The sequence below is a fragment of the Trinickia caryophylli genome, assembly GCF_034424545.1.
Lineage (GTDB): Bacteria > Pseudomonadota > Gammaproteobacteria > Burkholderiales > Burkholderiaceae > Trinickia > Trinickia caryophylli.
Map to the genome: position 1 here is coordinate 2068036 of NZ_CP139971.1, position 19885 is coordinate 2087920.

At 65.7% G+C, this 19885-nt stretch carries 18 protein-coding genes; 4 read left to right on the plus strand and 14 right to left on the minus strand.

Annotated features, from left to right (window positions below):
• Positions 1-32: 32 nt before the first annotated feature.
• Positions 33-968 (plus strand): L-histidine N(alpha)-methyltransferase, encoded by a 936-nt coding sequence (egtD, locus tag U0034_RS28315; protein ID WP_233211896.1) that lies wholly within the window; start codon positions 33-35, stop codon positions 966-968.
• Between the two features lie 108 nt (positions 969-1076).
• Here the strand turns inward: egtD and U0034_RS28320 are convergent, their stop codons facing one another.
• Both U0034_RS28320 and U0034_RS28325 read right to left on the minus strand, forming a co-directional pair.
• Positions 1077-1403: a hypothetical protein gene (locus tag U0034_RS28320; RefSeq protein ID WP_085227674.1), complete on the minus strand. Its 327-nt coding sequence runs from the start codon at positions 1401-1403 to the stop codon at positions 1077-1079.
• A gap of 148 nt (positions 1404-1551) precedes the next feature.
• A complete protein-coding gene (locus U0034_RS28325) occupies positions 1552-2145 on the minus strand; it encodes an IMPACT family protein (RefSeq protein ID WP_085227397.1) in 594 nt (197 codons plus the stop codon).
• Between the two features lie 548 nt (positions 2146-2693).
• Between U0034_RS28325 and U0034_RS28330 the strand changes: the two genes are divergently transcribed.
• The gene (locus U0034_RS28330; RefSeq protein ID WP_085227396.1) at positions 2694-3995 is read left to right on the plus strand and encodes a UDP-N-acetylglucosamine 1-carboxyvinyltransferase; all 1302 of its coding nucleotides are present in this window, start codon (positions 2694-2696) and stop codon (positions 3993-3995) included.
• Positions 3996-4061: 66 nt separating this feature from the next.
• Here U0034_RS28330 and U0034_RS28335 read toward each other — a convergent pair whose 3' ends face one another.
• Positions 4062-4601 carry a DUF4142 domain-containing protein gene (locus U0034_RS28335; protein WP_085227395.1) on the minus strand — a complete coding sequence of 180 codons (540 nt, stop codon included), beginning with the start codon at positions 4599-4601 and terminating at the stop codon, positions 4062-4064.
• A 244-nt stretch (positions 4602-4845) separates the two neighbouring features.
• Here U0034_RS28335 and U0034_RS28340 point away from each other — a divergent pair, with 244 nt between their 5' ends.
• Complete coding sequence (locus U0034_RS28340; RefSeq protein WP_085227673.1) at positions 4846-5556, plus strand: MgtC/SapB family protein; 711 nt, start codon at positions 4846-4848, stop codon at positions 5554-5556.
• 94 nt (positions 5557-5650) lie between these two features.
• Here the strand turns inward: U0034_RS28340 and U0034_RS28345 are convergent, their stop codons facing one another.
• The 3 genes from U0034_RS28345 to U0034_RS28355 form a co-directional block, all read right to left on the minus strand.
• Entirely contained in the window at positions 5651-7405 is a 1755-nt protein-coding gene (locus tag U0034_RS28345) for an HAD family hydrolase (RefSeq protein WP_085227394.1), read from the minus strand.
• A 10-nt stretch (positions 7406-7415) separates the two neighbouring features.
• Positions 7416-8474 (minus strand): glycosyltransferase family 4 protein, encoded by a 1059-nt coding sequence (locus U0034_RS28350; RefSeq protein WP_085227393.1) that lies wholly within the window; start codon positions 8472-8474, stop codon positions 7416-7418.
• A 154-nt stretch (positions 8475-8628) separates the two neighbouring features.
• On the minus strand, positions 8629-8784 hold the full coding sequence (locus U0034_RS28355) for a DUF3309 family protein (protein WP_085227392.1): 156 nt from the start codon (positions 8782-8784) through the stop codon (positions 8629-8631).
• A gap of 136 nt (positions 8785-8920) precedes the next feature.
• Between U0034_RS28355 and U0034_RS28360 the strand changes: the two genes are divergently transcribed.
• Positions 8921-10450, plus strand: coding sequence for a cryptochrome/photolyase family protein (locus tag U0034_RS28360; protein ID WP_085227391.1), 1530 nt, complete (start codon positions 8921-8923; stop codon positions 10448-10450).
• Between the two features lie 31 nt (positions 10451-10481).
• Here the strand turns inward: U0034_RS28360 and U0034_RS28365 are convergent, their stop codons facing one another.
• The 8 genes from U0034_RS28365 to U0034_RS28400 form a co-directional block, all read right to left on the minus strand.
• Positions 10482-11084: a hypothetical protein gene (locus U0034_RS28365; protein WP_139831151.1), complete on the minus strand. Its 603-nt coding sequence runs from the start codon at positions 11082-11084 to the stop codon at positions 10482-10484.
• Between the two features lie 753 nt (positions 11085-11837).
• Positions 11838-12983 carry a dihydrolipoamide acetyltransferase family protein gene (locus U0034_RS28370; protein ID WP_085227389.1) on the minus strand — a complete coding sequence of 382 codons (1146 nt, stop codon included), beginning with the start codon at positions 12981-12983 and terminating at the stop codon, positions 11838-11840.
• Positions 12980-13963, minus strand: a complete 984-nt coding sequence (locus U0034_RS28375; RefSeq protein ID WP_085227388.1) for an alpha-ketoacid dehydrogenase subunit beta — start codon at positions 13961-13963, stop codon at positions 12980-12982. Before U0034_RS28375 ends, U0034_RS28370 begins: the two co-directional genes overlap by 4 nt.
• On the minus strand, positions 13956-15044 hold the full coding sequence (gene pdhA / locus U0034_RS28380; protein ID WP_085227387.1) for a pyruvate dehydrogenase (acetyl-transferring) E1 component subunit alpha: 1089 nt from the start codon (positions 15042-15044) through the stop codon (positions 13956-13958). Before pdhA ends, U0034_RS28375 begins: the two co-directional genes overlap by 8 nt.
• 179 nt (positions 15045-15223) lie before the next feature.
• Entirely contained in the window at positions 15224-16951 is a 1728-nt protein-coding gene (locus U0034_RS28385; protein ID WP_085227386.1) for a peptidoglycan D,D-transpeptidase FtsI family protein, read from the minus strand.
• A 303-nt stretch (positions 16952-17254) separates the two neighbouring features.
• Positions 17255-18796, minus strand: a complete 1542-nt coding sequence (locus tag U0034_RS28390) for a methyl-accepting chemotaxis protein (RefSeq protein ID WP_085227672.1) — start codon at positions 18794-18796, stop codon at positions 17255-17257.
• 183 nt (positions 18797-18979) lie between these two features.
• Positions 18980-19120 (minus strand): hypothetical protein, encoded by a 141-nt coding sequence (locus tag U0034_RS28395; protein ID WP_162800993.1) that lies wholly within the window; start codon positions 19118-19120, stop codon positions 18980-18982.
• 172 nt (positions 19121-19292) lie between these two features.
• The gene (locus U0034_RS28400) at positions 19293-19883 is read right to left on the minus strand and encodes a nucleotidyltransferase family protein (protein WP_085227385.1); all 591 of its coding nucleotides are present in this window, start codon (positions 19881-19883) and stop codon (positions 19293-19295) included.
• Positions 19884-19885: the final 2 nt, after the last annotated feature.

Consider the following 19885-nt stretch of genomic DNA (forward strand, 5'->3'; position numbering starts at 1 on the left):
CCGCTGCCGGCACGCTCGAGTTCGAGCGCGATCTGATCCAGGGGTTGTCCACCAAACCGCGCAGTGTGTCGCCGAAATACTTCTACGATGCCGCGGGCTCGGCGCTCTTCGATCGCATTTGCGAGCTGCCCGAGTACTATCCGACGCGCACGGAACTCGGGATTCTCGACCGCCATGCGGGTGCCATCGCCGAATGTGTCGGCCCGCGTGTGGATATCGTCGAGTTCGGCGCGGGCTCCCTGGCAAAGATCCGACTTTTGCTCGATGCCTTCGACACCGAAGATGCGCCACGCCGCTTCTATCCGATCGACATCTCGGCCGAGCATCTCGAGAATGCCGCGAGCCGGCTGCGAGCGGACTACCCGTGGTTGCACGTGCATCCGGTCGCGGCCGACTATCTGAAGGACGGCGTACTCGCGGCGCTCGAAGAGTCTTCCGCGCGACGGGTGGGATTTTTCCCGGGATCGACCATCGGCAATTTCAGCACGAACGAGGCGCTCGATTTTCTGCATCTGGCGGCCCGATTGCTCGAGGGCGGCGGGCTGCTCGTGGGCGTCGACCTCGTCAAGGCTCCCGACGTCTTGCACCGCGCCTATAACGACCGGCAAGGTGTGACCGCCGCATTCAACCTGAACCTGCTCAAGCGGGCCAACGAGGAACTCGGCGCCGATTTCGACCTACGGCAATTCGCGCACTACGCGTTCTACGAGCCCATCAAACAGCGCATCGAAATGCATTTGATCAGCCGCCGTGCTCAGGTCGTGCGGGTGGGCGGCGAGGCGTTCCGCTTCGATGAAGGCGAAAGCATCCATACCGAAAGTTCGCACAAGTTCACGATCGACGGATTTCGCGCGCTTGCGGCTTCGGCCGGTTTCGAGCCGGGGCCTGTGTGGACCGACGAGGCGCGATTGTTCAGTGTGCATTGGCTCGAGAGTCCAATGCGCGGCGCGCGCGCGAACCGGTACTGATCGCGCTTGCCGGTCCGCTCACGCACGCGTGCGCACCCAATGACGTTGCAGGGGCATCGGCTGATCGCGCCGGCGCCCCGGCTACCGCGAGACTTCTATCCGCGGTCGTCAATCCCATCCGTGGCGCTCGTGCCAGTCACGCTGGCGCCACGCCTGCTCCCGCCATTGACGCTCGCGCCATTCGCGCCTGCGCCATTCGCGTTCGCGCCAATCGTCGCCGCGCCAATAGCCGGTAGCCACGGGCGCAGCGTAGACGGGGGCCGCATAGGCGGGGGCGGCGTAGGCGGGCGCGACATAGACGGGCCGTGGAGCGGGAGCCGCATAGACGGGTGCCGGGATGCCTACGCCGATTGCCAGGTCGACGTGCGCCGAGGCGGCGGTGGAAATCCCCAGCACCGTCGCGCCAATCAGTAGTCCGACGAGCTTCTTGTTCATCTGTACGACTCCGCGTGTGGTGACGACGAGCCCAGTGTAGAAGCGCATGCCGGATACATGTGAAAGGGCGCTGCGAGATCCGTAACGCCGCATTACCGAGTCTGCTTACATCGAGAATAAGCACGTAGGCGGACCCTGACGCGGTGCGTCAGTCCCGCACCTCGGGAAAAGCGGCTCGGCCTTGCGTCAGATCACGCAGCGCGGCGCGCGCGCCCTCGAGCCCGGTGGCGGGAAGCTGCACCACGAGGCGCACGTCGGCGTCGTGCTCGCTGGCGACGAGCGCGACGCCGTTTTGATCGATCCAGCGTCGCACGCGTGCTTCGTCGGGGTAGCCGATCGCCACGACGAGCCGCGCCTGCGCGATCCGCTCGATGCGCTCGGCGTCCTGCAGCGCCGATGCTACGGCGTCTGTGTAGGCGCGCACGAGTCCGCCCGCGCCGAGCTTGATGCCGCCGTAATAGCGCACGACGGCGGCCAGCACGCCTTCGAGATCCTGGTGCCGCAGTACCTCGAGCATCGGCCGCCCGGCAGTGCCCGACGGCTCGCCGTCGTCGGACATGCCTGATTGCCCGCCCGCCAGCAGCGCCCAGCAAACATGCGTGGCGGTGGGATGAGCCTCGCGTAGCCGGCGTATTTCGTTCATCGCGGCATCGCGGTCGGCAACCGGCATCACGTGCGCGATGAAGCGGCTCTTGCGGATTTCGAGTTCGCGGGTGCAGGCGGCGGCGAGCGAGTAGGACATGATGTTGCAAAGGAGGTCCGACGCGCTGGATTCGGACGGTGGCGGATTGCAGGATTGATCGATATTTTCGCCGGGGAGGCGCGGCCGGACGGTTTGCCCAGCCCTCGTCGGCTGCGGGAATGGCGATGATTCTACCTTGCCGCCGCAGCGGGGGCCCCTGACGGGCGAATGGCCGCGGCTCTCGTCACGGGCAAGCATGTGCGGGTGGGCCGCGCCGGCTGCCGCAGCAGCGACGCAGCGGTCCGTCCAGCGTGTGCACGGGCGGCACCGGGTTATCCCCAGTTTTTGTTGGCAAGCCTGTGTATAACTCGCGCACAGCAGGCGCAAGTGATTGATGCGAAAGCGAGTGCGCCCGCAGGTCGCATCGCGGGCAGCGGCGCGGTTGCCGGCCGCTGGCGTGCGAGCCCGCGAAGGCGGCGGCGAGCGATGCGCTCGAAAGGCAGCCACTGCAGGTTTTCCGACCCGCCCGGCACCGGCAATGGCATGATATGCGCCTTGGCTCCGCCATTTCGGCTCCGTTTTCACCCACCGCCCGTTTTCTGCCCAAAATGTCTGACCTGATCGTTCACGGCGGTCTGCCGCTTCGCGGCGAGATCGTGCCGTCCGCCAACAAGAACGCCGTTCTCCCGATCCTCTGCGCCACGCTGCTGACCGATGCGCCCTTGCGGCTCATCGGTGTGCCCGATATCACCGATGTCAGGAAGATCCTCGATATTTTCCGTACGCTCGGCAGCGACGTATCGATGGACTTTTCCACCGGCGTGCTCGAGCTCCACCACCGTGCCACGCGCTTCGATCCTGCCGTGCATCATCTGCCAGAGGAAATGCGCTCGTCGATCATGCTCGTGCCGCCGTTGCTCGCGCGCTTCGGCGTGGCGCGGCTCGAGAACGACGTCAAGGGCTGCACGCTCGGCGTGCGCGAGATCGATCCGCATGTCGAGGTGTTCGAGCGCTTCGGCGCGCGCATCGAGCGCACGAGCGATTCGCTGATCGTGCACAGCGATGCCGCGCTGCGCGCGAACGACCACTGGCTCGATTACGCGTCGGTCACCACGACCGAGAACTTCGTGCTGTGCGCGACGGCTTCGGCGGGCACGTCGACGCTCGTCAATGCCGCGTCCGAGCCGCATGTGCAGGAGTTCTGCCGGTTCATCGCGATGCTCGGGGTGCCGATCGACGGCATCGGCACTTCGCGCCTCAGCATCGAAGGCGGGCATGCGCTCGGCGGCGGCGAGTTCCGCTTCAGCGAGGATTTCCACGAGATTGCCACGTTCCTCGCGCTCGGTGCCATCACGGGCGGCGACATCGTGGTGAAGAACAGCGCGCCCGAGCAGTTTCCGCTGATCGACCGCACCTTCGCGAAGTTCGGCGTGGACATCGTTCACCGCGACGGCTGGTCGCGCGCGCTGCGCGAGGGCCCGCTGCGCGTGCGGCGGCCGTTTACGCCGAATATTCTGACGAAGGTCGAGGCGGCACCGTGGCCCTATCTGCCCGTGGATCTGCTGCCGATCTTCATCGCGCTCGGCGTGCGGGCCGAAGGCAGCGCGATGTTCTGGAACAAGGTGTACGACGGCGCGATGGGCTGGTCGGTGGAGCTGTCGAAGTTCGGTGCCCACGTCTTCCTGGCCGATCCGCATCGTCTCGTCACGTTCGGCGGTATCGGGCTGACACCTGCGAAAGTCGAAAGCCCCTACATCATTCGCGTTGCAATCGCGCTTTTCATGGTCGCGGCGAGCATCGAAGGGCGTTCCGTCATCAAGAATGCGGTGCCGATTCGTCGTGCGCATCCGCACTTCGTCGAGAACCTGCGCTCCGTCGGCGCCAACGTCGAATGGACTGAAACCGAGTAAGGTGCAAGGGCGCAACGGCACGCCGGCACGCCGCGCGGGCAGTCGTGCCGGCTATCGAGGCCCCCGTTACTCGCTCACGCCTTTCTTCTTGGCGAGGTCCTGCGCCATCCGGTAGTGCTTCTCGATGACGGGCAGGCCTTTTTGCGCGAGCTTTTTGAGGTCCGCGTTCTGCCCGTCGGAGATCTCCTTCTTGAAGGCCTCGATGGCTTCCTGGTGGCCCTTTACCCCGACCTTCGCGATATAGGCGTTGTCGAACTCCTTGCCCTTGAGCGGACGCAGCGAGTCGAGCAAGCTCGTATCGCTGTTGTCCTTGGGCGCCTCGACGTCATGCGGCACAGCCGCCTTCAGTTGCACCGTCATCTTCGTGTGGTCGTACATCATGTGCCGGGCGAACGATTTGACGTCCTTGTCGTTCGAGTTCTTCTGCGCGAGCTTGCCGGCGTCGATCTCGGTCGAGGAAGACATCGAAGCGGCCTGTACGAAGGCGCGATCGGCATCCGGCAGCGGATTGGCCGCCGTCGTGGAGGCCGCCTCGGTTTGGGCCAGCACTTCGGCGGCAGGCATCAGCAGTACGCAACAGGTCAAGGCGATGAAAGTTCGCTTCATATCGACTCCTCGTGGGTAAACGCTTCACGGAATGCCCGGTGCGGCAAGCAACGCGGGCTACCTGTCGATGCTGTGTCGCAAGCGCCGTACCGCTTTTCCCAGCCTGATGGATTCCTGTGTGTCGGAAAGGCGCAGGCCGGAGCTTGCCGGGCTGCTGGACCGCGGCTTCCGAGCACGGGCGCATGAATTGCTGTCCCTCTTTGCGGCAGTGAGAGGCAATGAGAAACGGGAGGTGTTGGCAAACATGGATACGATGCCGCTTACGCTCGATTGGCCCGCGGTCGTGACGCGTCTTGCCTTAGCGGTCGTGGCTGGCGCGGCCTTCGGCTTCAATCGCAGCGATTCGGGCAAGCCCGCTGGTTTGCGCACGACCTTGCTCGTTTGCCTCGCCGCCTGCCTGTCGATGCTGCAGGCCAATGCGCTCGTCACGCTCTCTGGCAAACACCCGGATTCGTTCGCGCAGCTCGACCTCATGCGCCTGCCGCTCGGCGTGCTGACCGGCATGGGATTCATCGGCGCGGGCGCCGTGCTGCGCAAGGACGGGCTCGTGACGGGTGTCACGACGGCCGCGACGCTCTGGTTCGTGACGATGATCGGCCTGACGATCGGCGGCGGACAGTATCGTCTCGCGATCCTGGGGACAGTGCTCGGGCTCGGCGTGCTCTGGGGCTTGCGCTATGTCGAGGAAAGGCTCGAACGCCGAAAAAGTGCGTGGCTCGTGTTCGAGTACGAGGCGGGCAGCGATTGCGCGCACCGGATCGCCACCGACCTGCGTGCCGCGGGGTGCTCGCTGAGCCGGCGCAGCGCCTGCTGGCGGCGCGGCGAGGACGTGTTCGAAGAGCGCCTTCTCGTGCGCTGGCGCGAGCAGTTCGACCTCGAATCCACTTCGCCGCGCTTCGTGGAACTGGCCAGACGAGCGGGCGCTCAGTCGGTGCAGTGGGCGATGATCGAATGAGGTCGCCCGAAGGCCAAGGGCCGGCGCGAGCGGCCTGGGAAAGCGGCGCGATCCGCGCGCGCCGCGGTGCCCGCGCTCGGTGGCGGCCGTCCGGTCAACCGCCGCGCAGCGGCGGCAACGATGGGTTTTCCGGCTGGGTATAGCGCCGTTCGACTGCCGCCCTGATGCGTGCGCGGCTCTCGTCGGCTGGCAACGCGAACGCTGCCTCGACCGCTTTTGCCTCGCTCGCGAGATCGTCGTCGCCGATCACTTCGCCGAACCAGCGCGAGTAATCGCCCCTTCGCAGGTGGAACTGCCAAGTGTCGGCATCTACGCCATCGGCCATTTCCAGGAACAGCACGAGGTTGTGCGCACGCAGGTTCAGCTTGCCGTCGGGGCCGCGAAAATAGAAGCTGCGCTCCGGTATCAGCAGTCCTTCGGCGTACTTGCGGTGGTGCCGGCGCCGTTGCGTCGAACCCGGCTCGACCGACACGAGCGCGGGCGCCACCTCGCCTTGCGGCGGATGCCAGACGAGCACCTGCCCGCGCTCGAGCGCATCGGCACCCAGCGAAACGCGCGGGGCCGTCACGCCGAGCGCGGACGCGAACGCTTCGAGCGTGGCGCGCGGTGTCGCGCCCGTGACGAGGGCTGTATTCATCTGCCGCAGGAACGGCTCGGCCACCTGATCGGGATGCACGGTCACGGCCAGTGCCGTTTCGAGCGCGAGCGGCAGCAGTTGTTCCGCAGGCGCCCAATCGGCTGGGAAGAGCTGATGGGCCTCTTCGAAGACGAGCCAATGCGGCCGGCCCGTGCGTGCGCGCAGTTCCTGCAGGCGCGCGAGCAGGCTCGCACAGAACCGAGGCCGCTCGAGCAGCGGAATGCGCAGCATATTGACGGCAACGCTCTCGGCCGGATGCGACAGCAACTGCAGCGCGTTGTCGATCGACGGCGGCGTGCGCGCGTCGCCGAGCGTGACGAGATTGCCCTCGCTGTCGTAGTCTCCTTCGGGATCGAAGATGCAGGCCTGATAGCCGGCTTCGCCGAGCCGCTCGAGCAGGGCGGCGGTGACCGTCGATTTGCCGCCGCCCGATGGGCCCGCCAGCAGGGCGATGGTGCCGTGCGCATTGAGGGTGAGCGCTTCGTCGCGGCCCATGCGGTGGCCGAGCAGTACACGGCAGCGCTCGATGCCCGCGGCCCGCGCCGCCAGATCGTCGTTCATCAGCGCGTGCGCGAGTTCCGCCACGCCTTGTCCGGCCGGTGCATCGGTAATCATGTCGGCATGGGCCTTCAACGCCGGCAACGCGTTGGCAACGGCCGTGGAGAAACCGCAGGCGGAAAGTAACGGATGGTCGTTTTCGGCATCGCCGACCGCCACGACGTTCAGCGGAGAAATCCCGAGTTCGTCGAGCGCCGCGAGGAGTCCGCTCGCTTTCGTCACGCCGGGCGCAAGAATCATCACGGCATCGCCGTTGAAAACCACATGCAAGTCGAGCCCGAGGTCGCGGATCGCCTCGAAGGCAATTCGCTCGTTCGGCTTCATCATGGCCACGAGCGTTTCGCTCACGCTGAAATCGGCAAGCCCTCGTTCGCGCAGCGCGGCAACGAAGGCATCGGGGGGCGGCGGCGCGAGCAGCCGCTTCTCGCCGCAATCGGGGCGATACAGTACGCCGCCGTTTTCCGCCACCACGCGCGAGAACAAATCGAGCCGCGGGCAGATCGTGCGCAGGTCCTCGAGTTCGCGCCCGCTCACGAGCAGCAATTGCCGCCCGGACTGACGCAGGCGTTCGAGCACAGTCCAGGTTCGCTCGGCCACGCGGCCGTCGGTTGCGAGCGTGTTGTCGTAGTCGGTTGCGAGTGCAACGAAGCGCATAGCTGACTCCTCATCGATCGGAACCCGTGCGGGCCGGATTGCTCGATTCGCGCACGAGCTTCGTATAAAGAGCGGCGTAATCGTCGGTCATTCTGTCGACTGTGAAGCGCTGCTCGAATGCGGCCCTGCATGCCGCGCGGTCGATTTCGGGCAGCCGGGCGAGTGCGTCGACCGCGCCTTGCACATCGTCTACGACGAAACCCGTGACGCCGTGCTCGATGATCTCTGGCACGGAGCCGCGATTGAAGGCGATGACGGGCGTGCCGCAGGCAAGGGCCTCGATCATCACGAGGCCGAATGGCTCAGGCCAGTCGATCGGGAACAGCAGCGCGCGCGCACTGCCGAGAAATCCGTTTTTTTCGTGGTCGCCCAGTTCGCCGCGGTACTCCACGCGCGGGTCGCGAAAAAGCGGTTCGATATCGCCGTCGTAATACCAGCGGTCGCCGTTGTCGATTTTGGCCGCGATCTTGATCGGGATATCGGCTCGCTCGGCGATTTCGATCGCAAGATCGGGGCGCTTGCTCGGCGCGATTCGGCCGAGAAATGCCAGATAGCCGCCGCGGCCGTCGCCGAGCGAGAACTGATCGACGGGCAGACCGTGATAAACCGTGCCGATCCAATCGGCCCACGGCAGCGGTGCGCGCTGCGCTTGCGAGATCGAGACGAGCGGTACGTCGGAGAATGCGCGATAAAGCGGCTCCAGGCCCGGCAGGTCGAGCCGCCAGTGCAGCGTGGTCAGATGCGCAGACGATAGGCGCCGGGCGAACGGAAAGCTTTGATAATCGGTGTGGAAGTGCACGACGTCGAACTCGGCGGACATATGCACGACTTGCTCGAGCATGGCGAAATGAAACGCTTGCGGGTCTGCCGTATCTTCGATGAGGCGCAACGCGCTCGGGCACGCCTTCACGAGCCTGCCACGCGTGGAGGAATCGCCGCTGGCAAAAAGGGTGACGTCATGCCCGCATTCGACGAGCGCTTCGGTGAGCCAGGATACGACGCGTTCGATACCGCCATATGCGCGGGGCGGTACGCTCTCGTACAACGTTGCAACTTGCGCGATTCGCATGGTCGGTTCTTACCGGGGGCCGGCTTGGTGCTGTCGTGCTGTCGACGGTCGAGCAGGCGTGCTCCGCTGAACTCGGCGACGCCGTGGCGCCGTGGCGTGTGGACGGCACGGCGTCGCCGGATCATGTCGGCTCGAATGCGCTCGAGCCAGGACGTCATATTCGGCCGAAAACGACGAGCAGAATGACGATGAGCAGAAGCAGGCCGAGGCCGCCTGAGGGCCCATAGCCCCAGCCTCGGCTGTACGGCCAGGCGGGGACCGCACCCAGCAACAGCAGAATGAGCACGACGAGCAGGATGGTTCCTAACATGTTTGCTCTCCCATGAGTGATGAAAAGGGACGCGGTAGCCAGCGCCGCATGGCTTCCGGTCCGCAAATGCCGTGCCGGGGCGGCCGGTAACGCGGGTATAGTCGGTTGCTCGGAAGGTCGGAATGCACGGATTCGGATGAAAGACGCGAAAAAGCCGCTCGCGGCGGCACCCAAAACGAGAGAAACCGGGTTGGTATGGTTCCGGCGCGATTTGCGCCTCGACGATCATGCGGCGCTGCATTACGCGCTCGCCGAATGTAATCATGTCGCCTGCGTGTTCGTATTCGATACGACGATCCTCGAGCCGCTGTTACAGCGCAAGCGGGTGAGGGGGCGCGATCGGCCGCCGGCCGATCGCCGCATCGAGTTCATCCTTGCTTCGTTGCAGGATCTCGAACGTGCATTGCGGCGGTGGGGCGCGCGCCTGGTCGTGTTGCATGCGGATCCGCGCAAAGCGATCCCGCGGCTCGCCGAGGCGCTCGATGCCGATGCCGTCTACGCGAATCGCGATTACGAGCCGGCGGCGATCGAACGGGACGCTTTCGTTGCGACTGCCCTGAGGCGGGCGGGGCGGGAGTGGCGCGACTTCAAGGACCAGGTCGTGTTCGAGGGCGACGATGTGCTCAGCACGCAGGCCAAGCCCTATACGGTGTTTACACCTTACCGCAACGCATGGCACAAGCGGCTCATGGCTGGCCACCTCGACCCTTACCACGTCGCGCCGCGCGATGGGCAGTTGCTGGCGCCGCCGCGGGTCGAGGGCGAAGCACCCGCATGGGAGCTCGACGCACTTGGGTTTTCGCCCAGCAACTTCGCCGAATTGAAACTGCCGGCCGGCATGAGCGGTGCGCGCGCATTGATCGAGGACTTCGAGCAGCGCATCGAGCGTTACGCGGCGCAGCGCGATTTTCCGGCCGTGAAAGGGCCCAGCTACCTCTCGGTGCACCTGCGTTTCGGCACGGTCTCGATCAGAGCGCTCGTGCGTATGGCGAAGTCGCTGTCATTGCAGCCGTCGGGGCAGGGTGCAACGGCATGGCTCAACGAACTCGTGTGGCGTGAGTTCTTTTTCATGATCCTCTCGCATCATCCGCGGCTCGCGCGCGGTGCATCGTTCAGGCCCGAGTGCGATGCGCTTCGATGGGAGCACGGCGCGCGCGCGGACGCGCATTTTGCCGCCTGGTGCGAAGGGCGCACGGGTTATCCGCTCGTCGATGCGGGCATGAGGCAACTCGTGCGCACGGGATACATGCACAACCGCCTGCGGATGGTGACGGCGAGCTTTCTCGTGAAGGATCTCGGGATCGATTGGCGGCTCGGCGAGCAGTTCTTTGCCGAGCATTTGAACGATTTCGATTTCGCCGCCAACAACGGCGGCTGGCAATGGGCGGCGTCCACCGGTTGCGATGCGCAGCCCTGGTTCCGGATCTTCAACCCCGTGACGCAATCGAAGGAGTACGACCCGCAGGGTGCATTCATCAGAAAGTACGTGCCCGAGTTGCAGACGTTGCCTGCCTCGGCCATACATGCACCGTGGATGGTGCGCGGCGCGTCGGGTGCTTTGCCCGAAGTCGATTATCCGCCTCCGATCGTCGACCACGCCGAAGCGCGCCAGCAGACACTGGCGCGCTTCGGCGCCATCGCCGGCGCCGGGGTACGCGCGCGGTAGAGCGCGATGAAGCGTCGCATGCCCGCTCAGCTCAAACCGAGGCGCGGGACCGGTAGGAATAGGCAAGAAAATGCAACGGCTTGTAGTCTCTCGTATCGCCGGCGAAGAGCCACTGCGGCTGGCCGGGCCGCGCGCATAGTCCCATGCGCGTCGGGCCCACTTCGCAAACGAGGGTGAACTGACCGCCCTCGTGCCAGTTGATCTGCCATTCGGTTGGTGGGGTGCTGCTGTTCTTGTCGGCCCAGAAGACCCAGTTCCATTTCGTCGATTGTCCGCGCACATGGAAGTGGCCCGCGGCATTGTCACGGTAGATGACGAGCGTGCGGCGCCCCGTCTGCGCGTTGCGCTCGAAACCGATGGCGAAGAGATGTTCCGCGCGCGTGGCGCGCGAACCCATGTACGGCTCGTCGCCTTCCATCAATAGCGTGCGTTGCGATCGTCCTGTTGCGGCATCCACGATCAGATAGGTCTCGCCGTCCACGATTTGCTCGACCGGGGTGGCTTTGCCCGTGTCGAAAAAAGGCAGCCAGGCGCGGTCGGCCACGGTTCTGCCAACGGCAGGCGGGTCTGTCCGCTGGGCGGGGGATATTGCCGGCATGGATTCCGATGACGGCTGAATTGTTTTCGCATCCATAACCACACTCCTGCGTTAGCGTGGGACAACATGAGCCACTTGCCTGCGGTATTGCATCGGTTGCAATACATCGAGGCAACACTGCTGGCGGCCGAATTTTCTTGAAGCGGATTGCGAATTCTCGGTGGGAGGATTCGAGCCGCGGGAGCGTCGACTGTCCAACCAAGGGGGACGGCGGTCGCGAATGAAATGCGGCCGCGGCGCAATGCCCGGATAATAAGCGATTCGTAATTGGCCAGGGCTCGGAAAAATTGTAGTACCCTCCGCGAGCCCGCCGGCCTTATCGTCTGCTATTTCGACGCGGGCCGTCCGAAGCCTGACGCCGACTCGGCGCGGCGGCTGCGAGTCCATCTGTTTTTTGTAATTGGAACAAGGGGTTAGTGAACGCGCGGGCGGTCGCGTGCTCCCCGGGGACGCCGCGGCGGCGCGGTGGAAGTAGCGCCGTTTCGCCGAGGCACGAACGTTGCTCGCACGCGACGCTGCACGTCGCAAGGACGCGCCATCCAAAAAAAATCGGCGCGGGGCGGGGAATTATTTTTTTTATTGAAATTCGATCAAAAATACGGCGTGCCCGCAGCTCAATGTGACAAGTGTTTGCATGTAATGAACTATTAACAAACGGTTTTAATTGTATCGATTCGTCTCCGCCGCAGTGGCGATGAAAATGACGGCTGTTTCTGCTGAAAATAGTCCGACCGGGCCCGGCTGCCGAGCGCCCCTTTTACAGCCGGCCGATCAATGGCAGAGCGTGCATTAATCGGCTAATTGGAGATCCGATATGACGGCGCCGAGAAAGCGAGCCGCTTCGCCGCCTGTCACGATGCGGTGATCGAACGTCAGGCTCAGGGGCAGCACGCGGCTCACGACGGCCTCGCCGTTTCGGGCCAGCACCGCGTCGTGCATCCGTCCGGCGCCGAGTATGGCGACCGTAGGCGGGACGACGATGGGCGCGGCGTATTTGCCGGCGATCATCCCGAAGTTCGACAAGGTGATCGTCGCGCCGCGCAGTTCGTCGGGCGGAATGCGGCGGGCCCGCGCATCGGCGCGCATGCGGTCCAGCCCCGACCGCAAATCGACTGCGTCGCGGTGTGCGACGTCGCGCAACACAGGCACGAAGAGGCCGTCCGGCAGATCGACGGCGATGCCGACATCGATCTTGGCCAGAACGTGCCGTCTTGCCGCGCGTCCGTCGAACCAGGCGTTCAGTCCCGGCTCCGCCCGGCAGCCCGCCACGAGCGCGCGGATCAGACGAACCGTCACGTCGGTGCCGGCGGGCCATGCGCCGATATCGGCGTCGTCGATGACCGTGGCCGCGGCTACCTCGCTTTGCGCGCGCGCCATGTTTTGCGCCATCGCGCGCCGCACGCCGCGCAGTTCCTCGGGCGGCCCCAGTTCCGTCAGCAAGCGGGCGGTGCGCTGTACATCGGCCGAGGTCACGATGCCGTCAGGCCCGGATGGCGTCACCATTGCCAGATCGATGTCGAGCGTGCGCGCGAGCGCGCGCACGGCGGGTGTCGCTTTGATGCCGGGCGCGCCAAGCCCGATGCCCATACCGCTTCCAGCGTGCGTGCCCCGGCTGACCGACGGCATTTCGCGCACCGTGCCGGCCTGCGCGCTCGAGGGCGCGTGCGGCATCGTGCCGACGACGGTGCCGGCGTCGTTCGCGGCACCCTCGAAGCCGACGAGCGCCGCGCCAAGGTGCATGATGTCGCCTTTCTTGCCGAACAGTTTCGCGATGCGTCCGTCGTGCGGCGACGGAATGTCGACGATGGCCTTGGCGGTCTCGACTGACAGCAGCGGCTGGTCGGCCTTGACTTGCTGTCCTTCTTTCACGTGCCATTCGATGATTTCGGCTTCCTGCAGCCCCTCTCCGAGATCGGGCAGCTTGAAGATGTTCATGTCGATGCCTCTAGCGTTTTACCGACCGCGCTCACGATGCGCGCAACGCTTGGCATGTATTGCGATTCGAGTCGAGAGAGCGGCACGACGACGTCGTAGCCGGTGACCCGCTCCACCGGGGCGAGCAGCGAATAGAGCCCGCGTTCGGCGAGAGTGGCGGCAATCTCTGCCCCGAGCCCGCAGGTGCGCGGCGCTTCGTGGACGATGACACAGCGCCCTGTCTTGGCTACGGACGCAACGATGGTTTCGATGTCGAGCGGCTTCAAGGTCGCGACGTCGATGATCTCCGCGCTGACGCCATCGTCGGCGAGCACATCGGCGGCGGCTTCGACTTCCTGCAGCATGGCTCCCCAGCTCACGAGCGTCACGTCGGTACCCTCGCGCAGCGTGAAGCAGGTATCGAGCGGCAGCGCCTCGCCGGAATCCTCGAGCGGGCGTTTGAACAAGCGATACAGCCGGGTCGGCTCGAGAAAGATGACAGGATCGGGGTCGCGGATGGCGGCGAGCAGCAGCCCGTAGGCGCGCTCGGGCGAAGACGGCATCACGACGCGCAGCCCGGGAATATGCGCGAAGAGTGCTTCAGGACTTTCCGAGTGATGTTCGGGGGCATGGATTCCCGCGCCGCACGGCGAGCGAACGACGAGCGGGCAGGTGAGCCGCGAACGCGTCCGGTGGCGCAGGCGCGCGGCATGATTCAACAAATGGTCGATGGCCGGGTAAATGAACCCCGTGAACTGGATCTCGGCCACCGGCAACAGGCCCATCGCCGCCATGCCCACAGAGGCGCCGGCAATGCCGGTCTCGGCGAGCGGCGTATCGATGACGCGCTGCGCGCCGAAGCGAGCCTGCAGACCGAGCGTGGCGCGGAATACGCCGCCATTCGCGCCGATGTCCTCGCCGAGCAGCACCACGCGTTCGTCGTGCTCGAGCTCATAGGCCAGCGCCAGGTTGACGGCTTCGACGAGATTGCGCTCAGTCATGGCCGCTCTCCGCTTCGGGGGCGAACCTCGAGGCCGTTTCCCGCTGCGCCTCGAGCGAGGCGGGCAGCGTCGCGTAAAGATGGTCGAACATTGCCGCCGTATGCGGCTGCGGCACCGACAGGTAATCCTGCACGGCCTGATCGACCGCATCGCGGCACTCCCCGCCGAGCGCTTCTTCCTGTGCCTTGTCCCACGCGCCGAGCCGCATCAGATATTTGCGCAGCCGTACGAGCGGCTCGTCGGCCCACGCGGCCGCCACCGCCTCGGGGTCGCGGTACCGCGTGGCGTCGTCGGCAGTCGTATGGTCGCCGAGCCGGTAGCTGAGTGCCTCGATCAACGTGGGCCCCTCGCCGCGCCGTGCCCTGTCGAGCGCGCGGCGCGCGACGTGATGCACGGCGATGACATCGTTGCCGTCCACCTGGAGCCCTTCGATGCCGGCCGCGAGCGCCTTTTGCGCAAGCGTGGCGGTAGCCGTCTGCCTGCCGCGCGGCATCGAGATCGCCCATTGATTGTTGTTGACGACGATGACGAGCGGCGCCTGCCAGACGCCGGCGAAGTTCATCGCTTCATAGAAGTCGCCCTTGGAGGTGCCGCCGTCGCCCACGATCGTCACCGCGACGGACGGCTCGCCGCGCAGCTTGAGCGCATACGCCGCACCGACGGCATGGCAGACCTGCGTGCCGATCGGCACGCAGTTGGGAAAGTCGCGCCTCGGTCCCGCGAAGTCGCTGCCGCGTTCGTCGCCGCCCCAATAGAGCAGGCTTTCCACCATCGTGACGCCGCGCAGCAATTGCGCCGCATGGTCGCGATACGAGGGGAACAACACGTCGTCGGGCTGCATGGCGGCGGCGACCGCCACGCCGATGGCTTCCTGTCCGAGCGAGGACGCGAACGTACCGAGTTTGCCCGTGCGCTGCAACGCGACGGCCTTGGTATCGAATGCGCGCGTAAGCGCCATGGCGCGATAAAGTGCGATCAGGGTATCCGGTTCCAGCGCGAAATCGGGTAACGGCTGGCTCGCGTTGCCTTCGGGATCGAGGTAACGCGTGTGGTCGATCTGAAAACTGGCGACCGTCGTCATTTCGAGGTCCGGATTTTTTGTGCACGCATCTTCTCAGGTGCCCGCAAACCGGCACCGACGATGCTGCCGTCTCCTTCGGCGGCTCGTGGCCGTCCACTCAACGTTAGTACGTTTGCCCGCGAAAACAAGGACAAGGCGCAGGCAACGCGCGCCGGCGCGCGTTGCCTGCGTAAGCGCTCCTAAACTTCGGGCGGCACGCCGAGCAGTTGCAGCGTGCCGCTGGCGATCGAGGAGAACACGGGTGCGGCCACCGCGCCGCCGTAATAGGAGCGGCCGGACGGCTCGTCGATCATCACGGCCACGACGATGCGCGGCGTGCCGATGGGGGCGAGCCCGACGAAGAGCGCGCGGTACTTGCCTTTCACGTACGCGCCGCCGGCGTGCTTCCAGGCGGTGCCGGTCTTGCCGCCGATGCGGTACCCGTCGATGCGCGCACGGCGACCCGTGCCGCCTTCCTCGGCGGCGGCACCCAGCATTTCGCGTATCGCGGCCGCCGTGGCCGGCGTGGTCACGCGCCGCGCCTCAGGCGGTTCGCCGCTGCGCTGCGGCGAGCCGAGGGCGAGCAGCGACGCGGGCCGTATCGTGCCGTCACCGGCAAACGCCGTGTACGTCTGCGCGACCTGAAGCAGGGAAGCGGAGAGCCCGTAGCCATAGGACATCGTGGCCTGCTCGATCGGACGCCATCGCTGCCATGGCCGCAGCCTGCCGGCCGCCACGCCGGGAAACGGCAGGGCCGGAGGCTGCCCGATTCCGTACTCGCCGTATTTGCGCCAGATGCGTTCGGCGGGCATGTTCAAGCCTATCTTCGCGAGCGCCACGTTGCTCGACTTGGCCAGCGCATCGAATACCGTGATCGTGCCGTGGTTCGACGTGTCGTGGATCGTATTGGGGCCGATGGTGTAGTAGCCCGGGCCCGTTTCGACCTTCGTTGCGGCGTTTACCACGCCGCTATCGATCGCCAGCGCGACGAGCAGCGGTTTGATCGTCGAGCCGGGCTCGAAGGTGTCGGTCAGCGCGCGGTTGCGCAATGCCTGCCCGCTGCGGCGGTGCGGCTGATTCGGATCGAAGCTCGGCGCGTTCGCGAGCGCGAGGATTTCGCCCGTATGTGCATCGAGCACGACGGCGCTGCCCGCTTGTGCGCGGTGCTCGACGAGCGCCGCCTTCAATTGGCTATAGGCGAGTTGCTGGATACGGCGGTCGATGGTGAGGCGGATCGTTTCGCCGTTGCGGGGCGGCATGGTGCCGCCGAGCTCGGAAACGACGCGGCCGAGCCGGTCGCGGATCACCTCTCGCGTGCCCTGCTCGCCAGTCAGCGCGGCGTTCGCCGCGAGTTCGATGCCTTCCTGGCCTTCGTCGTCGATATCGGTAAAGCCGACGACATGGGCGATCGATTCGCCCTCTGGATAGAAGCGCTTCGATGCGGCCGCCTGCGAGATGCCCGGAATGCCGAGCCGGGCGATGCGCTGTGCCGTCGGACCATCCACATGGCGCTTGAGCAGCACGTAGGCGCGATCGGTGTCGAACCGCTGCGCCAGCTCCGCCGGCGCGAGCTGCAGGGCGGACGCGAGTTCGGCGAGTGCGGAGCGGCCCGCGCGATCGAGGCGCTTCGGCTCGGCCCAGATTTCGTAGGTCGTCAGACTCACGGCGAGCAACGCGCCATGACGATCGACGATGGCACCGCGCATTGCATCGAGTTCCATCGTGACGCGATGGCGTTTTTCGCCCTGCGCCGCATGAAAATCATGCTCGATCACCTGGACCCAGAACGCGCGGCCGGCAAGTACGGCGAACGCGGCGCTCAGCGCGGCCACGACGACAGCCGAGCGCCAGCCCGGCAGGCGAGGTGTCAGTACACGGTTCCTTTCGAACGGAGCGAAAGCGGAGCGGGATTTCGGGTCGTGCGGCATCGTCGCGTGAGGTCACCTGAACGGAGCAAGCAAACGGCAAGCAAAAAAAGCCAATAGAAGGCAGTAAGGCCGGGCAATAAGAACGACCGGAGGCGCGCTACCCAAAGGCCGGCGGCCCGAGCGGCCACGTGCAGCAAGACATGCCTCGGGGCTGCTGCGCATTGTAATCAAAATGTAAAGAACGGGCGAGCCGATACATTCGGCTGCCGCGCGTGACCAGGCCGGCGAGAGCGCGAGGGGCGGAAGGAGGGGAGGAGTGAGGCGAGCGCTGCCGCACGAGGGGCGGCAGCCGGCGAGCGCGACTCAGGCGGGCAGGTTGAAGCCGGAGATGGCTTCGCGCAGAGCGGTGGCCTGGTCTTTGAGCGATTGCGCCGCGGCGGCGGCTTGTTCGACGAGCGCGGCGTTTTGCTGGGTCACCTTGTCCATTTCGCCGACAGCGCGGTTCACCTGCTCGATGCCGGCGCTTTGTTCGTGCGAGGCATGGCTGATTTCGCCGAGAATCTCGTTCACGCGCCGTACCGATTGCACGATCTCGCTCATGGTGGAGCCCGCATTCGTCACGAGCGCGGCACCTTGCTCGACGGTATGGGTCGACGCCTCGATCAATGCCTTGATCTCCTTGGCGGCCGTGGCGGACCGTTGCGCCAGGCTGCGTACCTCGGATGCCACCACGGCGAAGCCGCGCCCCTGTTCGCCCGCGCGCGCAGCCTCGACGGCGGCATTGAGCGCAAGGATATTGGTTTGGAAGGCGATGCCGTCGATCACGCCGATGATGTCGCCGATCTTTTGGGAGCTCGACGTGATTTCGTTCATCGTCTTGACGACATCGTCCACCACGCTGCTGCCGCGCGTAGCCACGTCGGCCGCTTGTTCGGCGAGCCGCGCGGCCTGAGTGGCGCTCTCGGCGTTGTGCTTCACGTTCGAGGTCATCTCGTCCATGCTCGACGCCGTCTGCACGAGAGCCGCGGCCTGCTGCTCGGTGCGCTGCGAGAGATCGATGTTGCCGGCGGCAATCTCGCTCGCGCCGACGTTGATGTTCTCCGCACCGGCGCGAACGCGCGAGACCGCTTGCGTCAAGCCTTCCTGCATCCTCGCCAGCGCGTGGAGCAGGCTTCCCTGATCGTCTCGGCTCACGGCCATGCGCGTCGTCAGGTCGCCCTCGGCGATGCGGTGGGCGGCCGATATCGCCTTCTCGAGATCGCCGCCGAGGCCCCGGCGTACGCTGCGCAGCACGAGCACCATGGCCGCCGTGGAAAGCAGACCGAGCACGCCGGTAATCAGTGTCCAGCGCAGGATGGCGTCACGGAACGCGGCGTTGACGTCGTCCATGTACATGCCGGTGACGATGAAGTAGTCCCACGGCGCAAAGCGCAGCGAGTACGACGTCTTTTGCACCGGTTCTTCGCTGCCGGGTTTCGACCAGAGGTAGCTTGCGAAACCGCCGCCTTCCTGGCTGCCCGCCTTGACAATGTCGAGGAACAGATGAGTGCCGGCCGGGTCGGTGAAGCTCGACATGTCCTTGCCGACGAGTTGCGGCTTGATCGGGTGCATCAGCATCACCGATTTCGAGTCGTTTACCGAGAAATAGCCGTCATGTCCGTAGCGCATGATCGACAGCGCTTCGAGCGCTTTTTTGCGGGCCTCGTCCTCGCTCATGGCGTGCTGCTGAGAGAGGGCGTAGTAATGCTTGATGACGCTTTCGCCCTGCTGAACGATCGCCTTGAGTTGCTCGCGGCGGTCCTGCAGCATGGACTCGCGGTATTGCCAAACGCCTGCTACGGCGATGAGGATCAGCCCGATCCAAAGCACGACCACCATGGAGCCGAGCTTCTGGTTTAGGGTCATCTTGTTCATTGCGTGCTCGCTTTTCCGGGAAGACAGATCGATCTGATAAAACGGCGGCCTTCGCGCCCAAAGAGCCTGCCTGACCGTTTTAACGACCGATCGAATCCACGGGCGCAGAGCGGGGAAACCCTGACCCCAAAACGCAATACGGTATGACGGATCCGCGCGCCTGAACCGGCCGGATCAGACCGGATCTTTATCGGGCGGCCCCTCGGGGCGCTGCGGCTCGTCGTTGTGGTGCCCGGGCGGCGGGGGAACGATGGGTTCGCTCTCCGGGTCTCGTGCCGGATCGGTGAGCGGATCGGGCGTTGGTGCAGTGTGCATCCAGTAGCTCATGGGCGGCCCCGTGGGAAAAACAAGGACATTGAAAAAACGCGGCAAACGGTCGCGCACCGAATCTGTCGAGCGTCGAGCCGAGGCTCTTTTCTTTATACGCTATCGACGCGCGCGTTGCGCGCCGCTTTGCCGGATCGCGCCGACGCGCATCTCTTCTTTTTCATGTCTCGCCGCGGAGATCGCCGGGCGTGTCGACGTCGGCCAGGATGCCGCGATCGGGCACTTCGATCTCCGTCAACTGCGCCGAGGCCAGCAGGGCGCGTGCGCCGACGTCGCCCCCGAGTGCGGCGAGCGTCTGCGCGTGCGCCGCGCCGAATCCGACGGGGTGCCCGCGGCGGCCTTCATGACGCGGCACTACGATGGAGGCGCCTTCGTCGAGCCGGCGCGCGACGGTTTCGATCGTTTCGGGCGCGATCCACGGCATGTCGGCGAGCGCGACGATCCAGCCCGGCGAATCGGCGCTCGCGCGCACGCCGGCGGCCAGGCTCGCACCCATGCCGCGCTCCGATTCGACCGAGAACAATACGTCGCAGCCCGCCTCCTCGAGCACTTGCGCGAGCAGGTCCGCGCCGGTACGCACGACGGCCACGACGCGCGGCACGCTCGTGAGCAGATGGCGGGCCGCGGCGCGGGCGACGGGTGTGCCGTCGGCGAGCGGGGCGAGCAACTTGTTCTGCAAGCCTTGCGGATCGAAGCGGGAGCCGCGGCCGGCCGCGAGCAGAATGCCCGTGGCGAGTGAGGCATAGGTCATGA

Excerpts from the sequence above, each read along its gene's own strand:
- U0034_RS28360 (WP_085227391.1), top strand. The coding sequence starts at position 8,921 with ATGAAAGACGCGAAAAAGCCGCTCGCGGCGGCACCCAAAACGAGAGAA.
- U0034_RS28395 (WP_162800993.1), bottom strand. The coding sequence starts at position 19,120 with ATGCACACTGCACCAACGCCCGATCCGCTCACCGATCCGGCACGAGAC.
- U0034_RS28385 (WP_085227386.1), bottom strand. The coding sequence starts at position 16,951 with ATGCCGCACGACCCGAAATCCCGCTCCGCTTTCGCTCCGTTCGAAAGG.
- U0034_RS28375 (WP_085227388.1), bottom strand. The coding sequence starts at position 13,963 with ATGACTGAGCGCAATCTCGTCGAAGCCGTCAACCTGGCGCTGGCCTAT.
- U0034_RS28365 (WP_139831151.1), bottom strand. The coding sequence starts at position 11,084 with ATGGATGCGAAAACAATTCAGCCGTCATCGGAATCCATGCCGGCAATA.
- U0034_RS28330 (WP_085227396.1), top strand. The coding sequence starts at position 2,694 with ATGTCTGACCTGATCGTTCACGGCGGTCTGCCGCTTCGCGGCGAGATC.
- U0034_RS28325 (WP_085227397.1), bottom strand. The coding sequence starts at position 2,145 with ATGTCCTACTCGCTCGCCGCCGCCTGCACCCGCGAACTCGAAATCCGC.
- U0034_RS28400 (WP_085227385.1), bottom strand. The coding sequence starts at position 19,883 with ATGACCTATGCCTCACTCGCCACGGGCATTCTGCTCGCGGCCGGCCGC.
- U0034_RS28345 (WP_085227394.1), bottom strand. The coding sequence starts at position 7,405 with ATGCGCTTCGTTGCACTCGCAACCGACTACGACAACACGCTCGCAACC.
- U0034_RS28370 (WP_085227389.1), bottom strand. The coding sequence starts at position 12,983 with ATGAACATCTTCAAGCTGCCCGATCTCGGAGAGGGGCTGCAGGAAGCC.
- U0034_RS28335 (WP_085227395.1), bottom strand. The coding sequence starts at position 4,601 with ATGAAGCGAACTTTCATCGCCTTGACCTGTTGCGTACTGCTGATGCCT.
- pdhA (WP_085227387.1), bottom strand. The coding sequence starts at position 15,044 with ATGACGACGGTCGCCAGTTTTCAGATCGACCACACGCGTTACCTCGAT.
- U0034_RS28320 (WP_085227674.1), bottom strand. The coding sequence starts at position 1,403 with ATGAACAAGAAGCTCGTCGGACTACTGATTGGCGCGACGGTGCTGGGG.
- U0034_RS28340 (WP_085227673.1), top strand. The coding sequence starts at position 4,846 with ATGGATACGATGCCGCTTACGCTCGATTGGCCCGCGGTCGTGACGCGT.
- U0034_RS28355 (WP_085227392.1), bottom strand. The coding sequence starts at position 8,784 with ATGTTAGGAACCATCCTGCTCGTCGTGCTCATTCTGCTGTTGCTGGGT.
- U0034_RS28390 (WP_085227672.1), bottom strand. The coding sequence starts at position 18,796 with ATGACCCTAAACCAGAAGCTCGGCTCCATGGTGGTCGTGCTTTGGATC.
- U0034_RS28350 (WP_085227393.1), bottom strand. The coding sequence starts at position 8,474 with ATGCGAATCGCGCAAGTTGCAACGTTGTACGAGAGCGTACCGCCCCGC.